This is a genomic window from Arthrobacter sp. DMZ02-1R, assembly GCF_057747935.1.
This window is the reverse complement of the sequence record NZ_CM173230.1, coordinates 4,154,055-4,166,846: the sequence shown is the minus strand read 5'-3', so window position 1 is coordinate 4,166,846 and position 12,792 is coordinate 4,154,055. Positions and strand designations below refer to the sequence as shown.

At 64.8% G+C, this 12,792-nt stretch carries 12 protein-coding genes and 1 riboswitch; of the genes, 4 read left to right on the top strand and 8 right to left on the bottom strand.

Features of this window, described 5'->3' with window-relative positions:
* Positions 1-105: 105 nt before the first annotated feature.
* The 3 genes from AC3ANQ_RS19790 to AC3ANQ_RS19780 all read right to left on the bottom strand — a co-directional run bounded on the left by AC3ANQ_RS19790 (position 106) and on the right by AC3ANQ_RS19780 (position 3,402).
* Positions 106-834 carry an aggregation-promoting factor C-terminal-like domain-containing protein gene (locus AC3ANQ_RS19790; RefSeq protein WP_488302606.1) on the bottom strand — a complete coding sequence of 243 codons (729 nt, stop codon included), beginning with the start codon at positions 832-834 and terminating at the stop codon, positions 106-108.
* A 2-nt stretch (positions 835-836) separates the two neighbouring features.
* Positions 837-1,009: riboswitch (cyclic di-AMP (ydaO/yuaA leader) on the bottom strand.
* Positions 1,010-1,172: 163 nt separating this feature from the next.
* On the bottom strand, positions 1,173-2,648 hold the full coding sequence (locus tag AC3ANQ_RS19785; protein ID WP_488302605.1) for a sensor histidine kinase: 1,476 nt from the start codon (positions 2,646-2,648) through the stop codon (positions 1,173-1,175).
* 13 nt (positions 2,649-2,661) lie between these two features.
* On the bottom strand, positions 2,662-3,402 hold the full coding sequence (locus AC3ANQ_RS19780; RefSeq protein ID WP_184740899.1) for a response regulator transcription factor: 741 nt from the start codon (positions 3,400-3,402) through the stop codon (positions 2,662-2,664).
* A gap of 260 nt (positions 3,403-3,662) precedes the next feature.
* On the opposite strand from AC3ANQ_RS19780, the gene AC3ANQ_RS19775 reads away from it, so the two are divergent.
* The 3 genes from AC3ANQ_RS19775 to AC3ANQ_RS19765 all read left to right on the top strand — a co-directional run bounded on the left by AC3ANQ_RS19775 (position 3,663) and on the right by AC3ANQ_RS19765 (position 6,744).
* Entirely contained in the window at positions 3,663-4,490 is an 828-nt protein-coding gene (locus tag AC3ANQ_RS19775; protein ID WP_488302604.1) for a hypothetical protein, read from the top strand.
* Positions 4,491-5,197: 707 nt separating this feature from the next.
* Positions 5,198-6,067 (top strand): winged helix-turn-helix domain-containing protein, encoded by an 870-nt coding sequence (locus tag AC3ANQ_RS19770; protein ID WP_488302603.1) that lies wholly within the window; start codon positions 5,198-5,200, stop codon positions 6,065-6,067.
* Positions 6,068-6,213: 146 nt separating this feature from the next.
* Positions 6,214-6,744, top strand: a complete 531-nt coding sequence (locus AC3ANQ_RS19765; RefSeq protein WP_488302602.1) for a SixA phosphatase family protein — start codon at positions 6,214-6,216, stop codon at positions 6,742-6,744.
* 6 nt (positions 6,745-6,750) lie between these two features.
* Here the strand turns inward: AC3ANQ_RS19765 and AC3ANQ_RS19760 are convergent, their stop codons facing one another.
* Positions 6,751-7,719, bottom strand: a complete 969-nt coding sequence (locus tag AC3ANQ_RS19760) for a LysR family transcriptional regulator (protein ID WP_488302601.1) — start codon at positions 7,717-7,719, stop codon at positions 6,751-6,753.
* 72 nt (positions 7,720-7,791) lie between these two features.
* Here AC3ANQ_RS19760 and AC3ANQ_RS19755 point away from each other — a divergent pair, with 72 nt between their 5' ends.
* Positions 7,792-8,730 carry an EamA family transporter gene (locus AC3ANQ_RS19755; protein WP_488302600.1) on the top strand — a complete coding sequence of 313 codons (939 nt, stop codon included), beginning with the start codon at positions 7,792-7,794 and terminating at the stop codon, positions 8,728-8,730.
* Here AC3ANQ_RS19755 and AC3ANQ_RS19750 read toward each other — a convergent pair.
* From AC3ANQ_RS19750 to AC3ANQ_RS19735, 4 genes are all read right to left on the bottom strand, one after another.
* Positions 8,703-9,302, bottom strand: coding sequence for a hypothetical protein (locus AC3ANQ_RS19750; protein WP_488302599.1), 600 nt, complete (start codon positions 9,300-9,302; stop codon positions 8,703-8,705). The two genes, AC3ANQ_RS19755 and AC3ANQ_RS19750, sit on opposite strands and share 28 nt — an antisense overlap.
* Positions 9,303-9,375: 73 nt before the next feature.
* Positions 9,376-10,008, bottom strand: a complete 633-nt coding sequence (locus tag AC3ANQ_RS19745) for a TetR/AcrR family transcriptional regulator (RefSeq protein ID WP_488302598.1) — start codon at positions 10,006-10,008, stop codon at positions 9,376-9,378.
* Positions 10,005-12,041: a YhgE/Pip family protein gene (locus AC3ANQ_RS19740; RefSeq protein ID WP_488302597.1), complete on the bottom strand. Its 2,037-nt coding sequence runs from the start codon at positions 12,039-12,041 to the stop codon at positions 10,005-10,007. Before AC3ANQ_RS19740 ends, AC3ANQ_RS19745 begins: the two co-directional genes overlap by 4 nt.
* The gene (locus AC3ANQ_RS19735; RefSeq protein WP_488302596.1) at positions 12,038-12,754 is read right to left on the bottom strand and encodes an ABC transporter ATP-binding protein; all 717 of its coding nucleotides are present in this window, start codon (positions 12,752-12,754) and stop codon (positions 12,038-12,040) included. Before AC3ANQ_RS19735 ends, AC3ANQ_RS19740 begins: the two co-directional genes overlap by 4 nt.
* Positions 12,755-12,792: the final 38 nt, after the last annotated feature.

Below are 12,792 nucleotides of genomic sequence, written 5' to 3'. Positions count from 1 at the left end.
TGCTTTAGGCGGAACCTGTGACGCGGCTGTGGATGTGGGGGAGACCTGATTAACGCAGTAGAGGTCCGTTCCCTGAAGGGACGGACCTCTGCGTACGTTGTGCGTTTAGTACCAGTTGTGGGCCAAATGGAACGCCCAGGCCGCAGACGGGGATCCGTAGCGTTCCTTGATGTAGTTCAGGCCCCAGCGGATCTGGGTCTGGTAGTTGGTCCGCCAATCCGCGCCCTCGGAGGACATCTTTTCGCCCGGCAGGGACTGCGCAATGCCGAAAGCGCCGCTCGAGGAGTTGGTAGCAGTGGTCCGCCAATCGGATTCCTTGTTCCACAGGGTCATCAAGGAGGACATTTCGCCCTGGCCCCACCCGTAGGAGGAAAGCATGCTCGCGGCGTAGGCCTGGGCGCCGGCGGGGTCATCGACGGCAACTGGCGCAGCCGGGGCTGCCGGAGCGGGAGGTGCCACGGGAGCGGCCGGTGCCGCAGCCTGGGGTGCGACGGCGGCAGGAGCGGGAGCGGGTGCCTGCGTCGGAGCGGTGCTTGGCTTAGCACTTTCGCTCGCCGACGGCGTGGCGGTGGCGGACGGCGTCGCGCTTTGCTCTACGACGGCGCGCGATTCGGACGTCTGGCTCATGTCCTGGGCGTTGATGGCTTGTCCGGCGGCCTGGGTGGCGGCGCCTGCCCCGAGGAACACAGCAACGACGCCGGCAACAACTGCCATGCGCTGGCTGGTGCCGAGGTTTGCGGCGGCTCGCCTCAGGGTGGAACGTGACTTGTTTCTCCGGGCAGTTTCGCCGCGGTGGCGCGCAACAGGGCGCGACTGATTCTTGGAACCAGACATGGTGATTGCCTCTCGACGCCTGCGGAGTTAGCTGTCGGATTCGGATGAGGTCATCCGGCCGTGGCCACTGAGAATCGTGGCGGTACGGCTTCACCCCTAGGGCTGGCTCAACATGAGCGTTTGCCCGGAGACCTGGGTCCCCCGTCTCTGCCTGGAGTTTGGGCACCGGGGAGTGGCAGAGCTCGGCGCCTACCCGGCGGTGGCCGGAATGATCCCGCGCACCCATTCGACGGTACAGGAGGGCTCCGGTTAAGTCACATTTAGGTAACGGAGATCACGACGCCGGTGCGCCGACTTGCGCTAGCCGCGCTCCGGCGTCGTGATCTTCTCGGCGGACTTCAGGCCGCCGCGGTTCTGAGCGCTGGAAGCCTCACGGCAAACTCCGTCCGGCCGGGACGCGAGGCCACCTCGACGGTGCCTCCATGGGCCTGAACGATCGATTCCACGATTGACAGGCCGAGCCCGGACGTGCCCTCGGAACCGGAACGGGCGGCGTCGGCACGGGCAAAACGCGAGAAGATCCTGCCTTGGAATTCAGGCGGAATGCCAGGCCCGTTATCGGTCACGGTGACCACGGCGCTTCCATCGGCCGAGCGCATGACTCCAGTGACCACGGTGGTTCCAGCCTCCGTGTGCTTGCGGGCATTGGAGAGCAGATTGGCCAAGACCTGGTGGAGCTGCGTAGTGTCGCCGCGGACCGTAAGGGGCTCATCGGGGAGCTTGAGCTGCCAGATGTGCTCGGGGGCCATGACTTTCTCGTCGCTCACGGTCTCGATCACCAACTGCGTGAGGTCCACATCGGTGAACTCGGGTGCCTTTCCTTCGTCCAGCCGTGCCAAGAGAAGGAGGTCCTCTACGAGGGTGGTCATCCGTTCGGACTGGCTTTGCACGCGACCCAGCGACTTGCGGCCGTCCTCGGTGAACGTCTCCGTCATGCGCAACAGCTCGGTGTAGCCGCGGATCGCCGTCAGCGGCGTCCGCAGCTCGTGCGAGGCATCGGCCACGAACTGGCGCACCTTGGTTTCGCTTTGCTGGCGTGCCTCCAACGCGCTGGAGACGTTGTCCAGCATGAGGTTCAAAGCATGACCGACGCTGCCCACCTCGGTGCCGGGGTGGGCCGCCGACGCCGGAACGCGCACCGCGAGAGCCACCTCGCCGGCGTCGAGCGGAAGCTTCGACACTTTGGTAGCGACGTCTGAGAGCTGCTCCAGGGGACGCATGGTGCGGCGGATCAGCACGGTTCCCGCGAGTCCAATGAGCACCAGCCCGCCCAAGGACACCAGCACCATGGTCCACACGAGCGAGGCCTCGGTATCCTCTTTCGAGGCGAGCGGCAGGCCTGTGATGACAACATCGCCGTAAGGAGTTTCAGTGGCAACCAGCCGGTAACCGCCATTGGAAAGGGTCCGATCAACCGGATGGCCATCGTGGGGAAGAGCCAACAGGATTCCGGCATCGTTGGGCGACAAGGACGTACGGGTGGCGTCGGAGGACAAGAACCCGGCGCTGCTCACCTGGCTGCCAAGAATGCGTGCATTCAGCGTGCCGATGCTCTGGCCCCGGGCGTCCAAAGGATCTGGGCGTCCATTCGGATCACCTATGGGCGGGCGGCCATGGGAAGCCTGCATCAATTGCTGGTCGAGCTGCTTGGTGAGGAAAACGTCCATAGACGCGTAGCTGACCACGCCCACGGCTCCGCAGATGGCCACCAGGAGTGCCATGGAGACCAGGATCAAGCGTGTGCGCAGGTGCCAGGTTGAAGGATCGAACCAGCGATGGTCGGCCTGGCGGGGGATACCCGAGAGCGCGGACATTCGGCGTCCCGGGCTATTCGGCGGGCTTGATGACGTAGCCGGCTCCGCGCACAGTGTGGATCATGGGCGGGTGGTTGGCCTCGATCTTCTTGCGCAGGTATGAGATGTAGAGCTCCACGATGTTGGCTTGCCCGCCGAAGTCGTAGTCCCACACGCGGTCCAGGATCTGGGCCTTGCTGACCACGCGCTTGGGATTTTCCATGAGGTAGCGCAGGAGCTCGAACTGGGTTGCCGTCAGCTGGATGTCTTCGCCCCCGCGAGTGACTTCGCGGGTGTCCACGTTCAGGGTCAGGTCACCCACAACCAGCTCGGCCGTGTCCATCGCGGCAACGCCCGAACGCTGGACCAAGCGATGCAGCCGCAACAGGACTTCCTCCATGCTGAACGGCTTGGTGACATAGTCGTCCCCGCCGGCGGCCAACCCGACGATGCGGTCCTGAACGTCGTCCTTCGCGGTGAGGAAGAGCGCAGGCACCTCAGGCGCAAAGGCGCGGATCCTGCCAAGCAGCTCAACGCCGTCGAACCCTGGAAGCATCACATCCAGCACCAGGACATCGGGCCGGAAGTCCTTGGCGAGCTTGACCGCCGCGGGTCCGTCGCCGGCCACGGCCACCGACCAACCCGCCATGCGGAGGCCCATGCTCATGAGCTCGGCGAGGCTGGGTTCGTCGTCCACCACAAGGGCGCGGATGGGGGAACCGTCCGGGTGGCTGAGCTGGGGAAGGTTGTTTGTCATGGAGTGCGAGGATGCCATGGGACAACTCTCCAATCTGCCGGTTTGCCGGTGCTTTGCCAATGCTGTGAGCACCCTGTGAGTCTCAGCCTAGCCACCTGTCCAAAGGCACGGTACGCCAAGCGCGCAGTGGCGGGCTTTCCGCCACTGTCCGGCACAACACGCCGCAGGTCACAGGAAGGCCTGCAGTTCGGCACAGCCCGCACACAGGAAAGCGGCTGACGCTGTTTGGGACAAGGACAACTACGACCCAAACAGTCTCGACTTCGATGGAGAACACCATGGATCAGCAAAACAACCCCTCCGTACCTGGGTCCGTACAGGGGAATGAGCAGCCGCGGCCGGTGATCCGGCCCGTTGATGATTCCGGACAACCTTTAGCCGGGGAACCCGCCGCCGGGTGGGGTGCGCCGCAGCCGGTGAACCAGCAGCCGCTTAACCAGCAACCCGGGCAACCCGCCGCCGGGTGGGGTGCGCCGCAGCAATACACCCCCGGGCAGCCCCGTCCCTCATTCTTCAAGAACTGGACACTGAAGAAGGGGCTCATCGTCGGAGGGGTCGCCGTCGTCGTCGCGGCGGCGGCTGGAGCAGGTGCATACGCTGCTGGAAATGGAACTGCTGCGGATACCGGCAATGCCCTTGGGCCAGGTGCCGCGGGACAGGCCGGGCAGAACGGCCCGGGCGGATTCGGTGGCCCGGGTGGCACGAACGCCGGCCCGGGCGGCCTGGGTGTGGGCATGGGCGGCCTGAATGGGGCCATCCACTCTGAGTACGTGGTTCTGCAAAACGGCACCTACGTCACCATGGTGGGGCAGCTGGGCTCCGTCACGGACATCTCGGCGAGCTCCATGACGGTCAAGAGCGAGGATGGATTCACCCGTACCTATGTCCTGGGAACGGACGTTGTGGTGGCGGAGGGCGTGCGGCAACGCGGAAGCACGACCGGCGGCACGGCCGGCGGCACGGCCCTGACCCTTGCCGATGTGAAATCTGGATCCAGCGTGAGGGTCACCGCGCTCAAGGATTCCGATAAGTACACGGCCCAGTCCATCCAGATCGTGACTGCCACTGCCACCTCAAGTACTCAAGGCTCCGGCACCACCAACTAGTGATGGTGCATATGGTGTCCGTCGTGCCCCTCTTTGCCGCGCTTTGTCCTCAGAACAACGCGACTCCCCGGGTCGCAAGCGCCCTCCGAAGGCAACGAGGGTCACGACGGCGTCCCAACCGGCGTTCAAACTGTGCCGGCGCGAGCTTCAAACCATGCTCAACCGGCCTTCTACAAGGCCCCTAGCAGACGATTTGCCGGAAAATTTTCATGAGACGCAGATTCGGGATTGGACAAGGGTTGTTTCATATCTCGAGATTCAAAGGCAAGCGCGTGACGTGACTTAAGATTCAAAAATTGCCAAATCGATCAAATTATCTTCGAATATTGCGTTCCAAACGGCCATTGTGACGAACGAGAATGGGTCACATTTGGACATGCTTGAATTGTGACATGCAGCACAATAGTGTGATTCGTCTCAAAATGTGGACGGTTTGACCCTTTGTTACTTGCAAGTTCCCTTTGTTACGTTGCACACTTCAAATGTGAACAAGAACTCAACAGCATCTGCAGCCGCAGCGATCGAACCCAGCACACCCGCTGGTATTTCGATGAGCTGTTGTCGAATGCATGCCTAACTTTCTACCCCAAAAGGTTTCAGGCATTCGCCCCCTGCCCAGCGTCGGGCGCCCCTCCCCATCTCATTGCGGGGACCAGACCAGCATTCGAAGCCGCGATGACGGCTATTCACTTTGAGGTAAGCAATCCATGTCAGTTGCATCCGGATACGTCCACATCTCCGTCCGTAACGCCAACAAGGCCGCGTCGAACGCCGGCCTTCGTCCCGGCTTCGGCAACCGCCCGGCATATGCCCAGCCCGCACCGCAGGGCGCAAGCCAGGCCCCCGGGTACGTGCCCCAGGGCTACAACCCCAACTCCTACGGCCAGCTCCGCGCTGTTCCCGCCAACGAGGCCTCGCCGATGACTGCACCCACACCTGTCTTGGCTCCAGCCGACCGCTCCATCCGCCCCGTTGCCAATGACAATGTGGCCCGTGGGTTCGTGCTCTACATGGGCATCGATGAAGACACCGCGGCGGCGGCCGGAACATCCATCGCCAAGCTTGCCCAGGAAATCCGCGCCTATGCACAATCCCTCGTTTCCGGCGCCGAAAGCTACGCCGCGGTCGCGGTAGCCCCGGCCGGCGCGCCGGGTTCCGCGCTCGACGTCGTCCGCTCGACTTTCGGTGACCCGACCGTTGGCAACCGCCAGCGTTCCGAGGCGCTCCGCCCGCAGCCGGCACAGGAGGCTCGCCCGTCCGGCGTCTTGATCGACCTCGCCCGCCGTGAAGTGCACCTCGACGGCGAATCCCTGAACCTCACGTTCAAGGAGTTCGAGCTCCTCAACTACCTCGTCGAAAACGGCACCCGCACCGTGGGCCGCGATGAACTCCTCGAGGGCCTGTGGCGTAACGCCGAAGAGGTCCCCAACGAGCGCACCATCGACGTGCACATCCGGCGCCTCCGCTCCAAGCTCGGCCGCCTCGCGAACACCGTCCGCACCGTGCGCGGCCAGGGCTACCGCTTCTACGAGCACCCCGAGGTCATCGTCTGGGCCGCTCCGGAATACTCGATCTAGTCTCCACCCGCTCAAGGCGCCCGCTTCCTGCAAAGGTGGCGGGCGCTTTCGCGTTTCCGCCCCACCCAAGTAGCTCGCATTTGTTGTCGTTTACGCGCCCTAAAACGACACCTACTGCCAGTCAGTTGGGATAGTAGGGTGGGGGGATGAGCGAGCATCACATCAAGCGGTTGGTGATCATGCGGCATTCGAAGTCGGACTGGCCTGTCGGGGTGCCGGATCATGAACGGCCCCTTGCGGAGCGTGGCCACCGCGAAGCGCCTCTTGCCGGGAAGTGGCTCGTGAAACACCATGTGGTTCCGGACTTTATCCTGTGTTCGTCCGCGCTCCGCACCCGCCAGACCTGTACTTGGGTATGTAGCGAACTGGGGGACAAGGCGCCGACGCCGAAACTCGAGGACGGCCTGTACGCCGCCTCCGCGCAGCGCATGCTGACCGTCATCAACCATGTGCCGGAGACCGTCACCACGCTCATGATCTTCTCCCACATGCCGGGAGTGCAGGACCTCGCCATGCACTTGGCGTCCCGCGACTCGGACCACGACGCCTACATGGACGCCGCTACCCGCTATCCGACCAGTGCCGTGACAGTGATGGAACTGGAGAAGCCTTGGGCCGAACTTGATGGGCAGGACGCGCGCCTGACCTATTTCACTGTTCCTCGCCCAAAGAAGTAGCTCTGGCTAACCCACCTCGAGTTCCGCGGCCACATCCTGCAGCAATCGCACAACATGGCGGATGCTGGGGCTTGCCGTCATGGTCTTCCGGTACACGATTCCCACCTGGCGCTGCTGCATCGGGTTGACTACGGGCACCGCCACCACCCCCGCGGGGAGCTCGGGCCGGCCAAGCCGGGGGACCAGCGCCACCGCGACGCCCTGCTGGACCATGGCGATATGCGTGGAAAAGTCGGGGTCGTAGATGCGGATGTCCGGTACCCGCCCCAGTCCCGCGAGGATTGCCAGCAACGCCTCATTGCAGATGGCGCCAGCCGGTGTGCTGATCCAGCGTTCGCCCACCAGGTCGGAAGGCTCGACGGCGGTCCGGCGGGCCAGGGGGTGCGCTGAGTTCAGCAGGACGTCGGCGGTGTCCAGGCAGAGGTCCTCGTGGACCATGTTCTCCGGAATGACCAAGGGTACCGAGTTCCAGTTGTGCACGACGCCGAGATCGGCTTCCCCGGTGGCGACCCTCTGGACGGCCTCCCGCGGATCCTCGGCCACAACCCGGATCTCAAGCCCGGAACCCGCCGCGGCCGTATCCCCGGAACCCGCCCCGGCCGAAGCGCCGGCGGCAGCGGCCTGAGCCGCGCCCAGTTTCCCGAGCAAGGGGCCCACTAACCCGCGGCACGCCGTGGAGAATGCCACGAGCCGCAACACGCCGCTTGGCTTCGCGGGGTCGGCAAGCAGGGTGGCCTGCAGTTCTTCCAGCTCGCCCAGGATGCGCCGTCCGTACTCGGCCAACGCCATGCCCCGGTCCGTCAGCAGCACGCCGCGGCCGTGGCGCTCCAGGACGGTTACGCCGCTCTGCTTCTCCAGCTTCTTGATCTGTTGGGAGACCGCCGAGGGACTGAACCCCATGGCTTCCGAGGCGGCCACCACCGAGCCTTTCTGCTCCACTGCTACCAGGGCCCGCAACGCTGCAATCTCGATCATGAAGCAAACGTACATGATTTAATGCAGAATTCAACGCTGGTGCTTCATCCACTTGGCTGTCAGAGTTGAATCGTGAATCTCCGCCACTCAGCACTCGCCGTCCTTGTCGCCGTCCTTTGGGGCCTGAATTTCGTTGCGATCGATTTTGGACTCCACCCCGGAAACGGGAGCGGAGGCGCGGCTGACGTGCCGCCCCTGCTGTTCGTTGCCATCCGCTTCGTACTGGTGGTGTTCCCCTGCATCTTCTTCATTCGCAAACCAGATGTCAGCTGGAAGGCGATCATCGGCGTCGGGCTGTTCATGAGCGCCGGGCAGTTTGGACTGCTCTACCTGGGCATGGCCCTCGGCATGCCGGCCGGACTCGCTTCCCTGGTGCTGCAAGCGCAAGTGCTCCTGACGGTGCTGTTGGCGGCACGGTTCCTCGGGGAACGGCCTAGCAAACGGCAACTGACAGGCGTGGTGTTGGGTGTCGCCGGGCTTGCCCTGGTGGCGGTGGGCCGCAGTTTGGTGGCCCCGGTAGTGCCGCTCATGATCGTGCTCGCCGCCGCGTTGTCCTGGGCTGCCGGCAACATCATCGCGCGCAAGGCCAAGGCGGCCTCGGGGCTGGGGCTCGTGGTCTGGTCCGGGGCCGTCGTCCCGTTGCCGCTCGCGGCCTTATCGCTGATCGTGGACGGTCCGGCAGCCGTCGTCGGGACCCTCACCAACCTGCAACCGGCAACCATTCTCAGCGCTCTCTACACGGCGGCGTTCGCCTCGCTGGTGGGCTACGGCATCTGGAACCGGCTGCTCAGCCTTTACCCGAGCTCGGCCGTGGTGCCATTCACGCTGTTGGTCCCGGTGGTCGGAATGACCACGGCATGGTTGCTCATCGCAGAGGTCCCGACGACGGCGGAACTGGCCGGCGGCCTGCTCCTGCTGGGCGGTGTGGCGACGGCGGTGTTGCAGCAGCGCTCCAAGCCCAAGGTTCCGGCGGCCGAAGATCGTCAGCGCTTGGGGGCGGGCTTGCGCTGAGCTGGCGATCCCGACGTCGGGCGCTTAGCAGGGGTTGGCGGCGTCCGGGAAGCGGGGCGCTTCACGGCACTCGACGCCGGACGAGCGGCAGGCCGTTGGGCCGGCCGGGCCGCCGGGGCGGGGCGTTGTGCTGCGCGGGGTGCCTGGCGAGCAACCGGTCGGGACGCGGGAATCGGGCGTCCCTTGCGGGAACTTCGGGATGGCCACACAGCCCCCACGAACAGGACCAGCAGGGAACCGCAGCCCGCAGCCGCCGCGAGGTAGAAGTAGATGTCCGAGTCCTTGGTGCTCACCGCGCTCCCCAGGGCATTCTCGTCCTGGTTGAAGGCGAGGCCCCACATGCGCAGGAACGCGATCCCGAACGCGATGAACAGGATCGATGAGATGGTTCCGAGAACCAGTATCAAGTACCGGCGGCGGGTGAAAACCTCGGCGACGCATGCCAGGTAGCCGAGCGCCAAGACCCCCAGGAAGGTGTACATCACGGTTTCCTCAAGGGTGATGGCAAGGAGCACCAGCAAACCAGCGGACACCACGGCAGAGATGATCGCGAGCTTTCCACTGTTCCCCATGTGACGCATGGGACTAATCATCCCTGACCGTCCGGCATCGCCACGCTCGCTTGGCGCAGCAGTTGCCATACCGTTACCGCAGCACGTAGCCGCGCATGATCGTCATGATAGCCGCTATGCTCTGCTCGCGGGTGCGCTCCGGGTTGTACGTCTGCCGGTCCAAGCCCACCACGAAGATCGCTCCAAACATGGCCGCTTCGAGGCTGCCCCGGGCAATGCCGGTATCCACCGTGCACGTGGTGGCGACCTTCTCGATCGCCGCGCCGATCACAGCCAACAACTCGCTGCGGAGCTCGACAAAGAGCTTGCCCCATTCGCTGGGCGTCCGCCAGTTCTCGCTGATCCAGAGGCGCGCGAAGGACGGGTAGTCGTCCATGAAGTCCATGGCTTGGCCGAGCATGGCTTCCATGGCCTCGAGCGGATCGGCGTGCAGGCCTTCGATGTTCTGGAGCCTGCCGAGCATGATGTCCACTCCGTGGCGCAGCAACTGGGCGATCAGATCGGACTTGCTGCCGAAGTTGTAGTAGACCGTTCCCTTGGACACCCCGGCTGCGGCAGCGATCTCGTCCACCGTCACGCCTGCTGCGCCGCGCTCGCCGATCAATTCCATGGAGGCGTCGAAGAGGCGTTGTTTAGTGGCGTTGGTGCGGGCCGGGCGGAGCTTCTTTTCTGGGGGTTCAGGGACGTCCGGGTCTTGCATGCTCATACCGCGATCTCCGGCTTCAGGGTCTTGAGGGTCCAGGTTTTGTGCTTACGGACGGCCAGCGTGGAAAGCGCCGCCCCCAGCACAGTGTAGCCAAGCAGCCCCAGAACAATCGGCCAGATCAGGGAGAGGTCGCCACCGTAGATCAAGTGCCGCATGCCGGTCACCACGTAGCCCATCGGCATGATCTCGTGCACCACGTGCAACGGCATGGGCGTGGTCTGCCACGGGAAGGTTCCGCCGGACGAGACCAGCTGCAGGACCAGCAAGATCAGCACCACGAACTTTCCAGGAGTCCCCAGCAAAGCCACGATGCCCTGGACGAGGGCCGTGAACGCCATGACCGCAGCAAGCATGAACAACCACATCATCACCGGGTGCACCGCGTTGAGGCCAAGCCCCAGGTCCACCACGAGGGTGAGGATGCTGGCCTGCAGCACGGACACTACGAAGAACGGGAGCCAGCCTCCGACGGCGATTTTCCACGACGGAGCGTTCGACGCCAAGGCCCGCTGCGTGATGGGACGCATCGCCTGGACCAACATGAACACGCCGATCCAGAGGGACAACGTCAGGAAGAAGGGGGCCAGGCCTGCGCCGTAGGACCCTGCCTTGGCTTGGGAAACATTGTTGACCGCGACCGGGTCCGCGATCACCTTGGATACTTCGCTCTTTTGGGCATCGTTCGGGTTCGGAACCTTCCCTGCGCCCTTGGCCAACTCGCTCGCCAGGGTGCGGGATCCGTCCGCTGCTGTCGCGGCGCCGCTCGCCAGTTGCGCCGCGCCGTCGTCGAGCTTTGCCGCACCGTCAGCGAGAGCCGCAGTGCCGTCCACAGCAGACTGTTCGCCTGCCGCCAACGTGGCAGCGCCCGAGCTGAGCCGGTCCGCGCCCGCCGAAGCCTGGCCGATGGCGCCCGTCAAGGCAGGTGTGGCGCCCGCAAGTTTGGCGGCACCCGCACTGACCGCGGCCGAGCCATTGGAGAGTTGCTGGATCTGGGCGGCATCCGCCGAGATCTTGGCTTTCGCGTCCGTCGCCGGGGTGGATGCGGCGGCGGTGTCGAAGTCCGCCAGGATCTTGTTGGCCTGGTCCTGGGTGATGACACCACTCGCCACGAGTCTCTGGGTGCTGCCTACCACGCGGTCGCGCGCTCCGGCGTCGAACGCTGAAAGCTGCCCGACGACGTCCTGGACCTTCGCGTTCAGCTGCGCGTTTCCGGCGGCTACTTGCGCCGCGCCGTCGGCGAGCTTTTGGGAATCGGCCGGGAGGGACGCCGTCTTGTTCTTCAGCTCGGCGAGTCCCGCGCTGAGCAGCCCGGCGCCGTCGTTCAGCTGATTGGCGCCGTCGCGCAGCTTGTTCTGGCCCGCAAGGAGCCCGGACGCGCCGCTACTGAGCTTGCTGGTGCCGTCATGCAGGGTGGCCGCGCCGTCGCTGAGCTTGCCGACGCCGTCAGCGAGCTGTGAGGCTCCGTCGGATGCTTTGACGATGGAGGCGTGGATGGTGCCGAAGCCTGTCAGGAGCTGGTTGGCGGTTTCCTCGCCCACTTCCTTGGCCACGGTGGAGTGCACCGCGGTGGTGAGCTTGTCCACGATGGTGCTGAGGAGGTAGTTGTTGGCGTCGTTGGTGGTGACGTTGAGCATCGCCTGGTTGGCGGCGTCGAAGCTGCCCGGCGAGATCAGGTTGGCTGAGAAGTCCTTCGGGATCTTCAGGGCGAAGGCGTACTTGCCTGATTCAACCCCGGCGTCGGCTTCCGCCGTTGTGGCCACGCGTTGCCAATTGAAGACGTGGCTCTGCACGAGGCTGTCGGCAACCTTCTTGCCCGCCTGCAGTTCGGGGCCGTCGGCCGGCTTGGCTCCCGCGTCCTCGACCACCAGCGCGGCGTCGATCTGGTTGAGGTTGCCGTAAGGATCCCAGTTCGCATACAGGTACACGGCTCCGTAGAGCAAGGGCACCATGGTCAGGGCAAGGATGGTCAGCTTAGGCAGGAGCCCGCCGGTCATGCGCTTGAGTTCGGAGCGGGCCAGCCGCAGAACAGTCACTTTGCGGTCCTTTGCAGGGTTTCGAATATGTCCTCGGGGTCTTCGGGCGCGTTGCCGAGGGGCTCTGCGGGTTGTGCGGGCGCCGTATGCGTGACCGAATTGCCGATCACTGCGGCCGGGCCGTCCCAGGTGTCCGGGAGGGTAGAAACGACCGCGACGACGGCGAGCGGCCGCCCGGCGTCGTACGCCAACTGCTCAAGCCGCGGGAGCCAGTCCGCAGCGTTCGCGCTGTGCCGGTCCGGGGAGTCGAGCACCAGGAGATCGAGGGCGGGGTCCGCGAGAGCCAAGGCTGTTAGCAGCTCGAGGCGCCGGTCCGCGGGGAGCTGCTCAATCCATAGCCCGGCGATGTCCTCGAAGCTGTTGATCTTGAGCCACGGTTTGCTGAGGAGCGCGCCACGGTAGCGGCGGGGGATGAGGGAGAGGTCTTCGGTGACGAGGTCGCGGACGCTCAGGTGCTGCTCGGGTTCGTTGACGCCGGGGGAGTCAACCAGGGCGCTCGCAGCCCGGACTCTCTTGGTCTTGGCTGAGTTATCCCAGCTCAGGACGCCATTGCTGGGTTTCATCCGGCCGCTCAGCGAGAGCGCCAAAGCCGTGCGCTGGTCCTGGCCGTCGCCACTGACGAGGAGGAGTTCCCCGCGCCGGGCTTCGAGGGACGTGGGAGGCAGGAGATCGTCCCGGCGGCCGTCGATCTGGAGTTGCTGTACGGACAGCACAATTGGACCTTTCGCAGAACCTGTTATCTGCTCCAATC

Coding starts and splice junctions, on each gene's coding strand:
- AC3ANQ_RS19790 (WP_488302606.1), bottom strand. CDS start 834: ATGTCTGGTTCCAAGAATCAGTCGCGCCCTGTTGCGCGCCACCGCGGC.
- AC3ANQ_RS19785 (WP_488302605.1), bottom strand. CDS start 2,648: ATGTCCGCGCTCTCGGGTATCCCCCGCCAGGCCGACCATCGCTGGTTC.
- AC3ANQ_RS19780 (WP_184740899.1), bottom strand. CDS start 3,402: ATGGCATCCTCGCACTCCATGACAAACAACCTTCCCCAGCTCAGCCAC.
- AC3ANQ_RS19775 (WP_488302604.1), top strand. CDS start 3,663: ATGGATCAGCAAAACAACCCCTCCGTACCTGGGTCCGTACAGGGGAAT.
- AC3ANQ_RS19770 (WP_488302603.1), top strand. CDS start 5,198: ATGTCAGTTGCATCCGGATACGTCCACATCTCCGTCCGTAACGCCAAC.
- AC3ANQ_RS19765 (WP_488302602.1), top strand. CDS start 6,214: ATGAGCGAGCATCACATCAAGCGGTTGGTGATCATGCGGCATTCGAAG.
- AC3ANQ_RS19760 (WP_488302601.1), bottom strand. CDS start 7,719: ATGATCGAGATTGCAGCGTTGCGGGCCCTGGTAGCAGTGGAGCAGAAA.
- AC3ANQ_RS19750 (WP_488302599.1), bottom strand. CDS start 9,302: ATGGGGAACAGTGGAAAGCTCGCGATCATCTCTGCCGTGGTGTCCGCT.
- AC3ANQ_RS19745 (WP_488302598.1), bottom strand. CDS start 10,008: ATGAGCATGCAAGACCCGGACGTCCCTGAACCCCCAGAAAAGAAGCTC.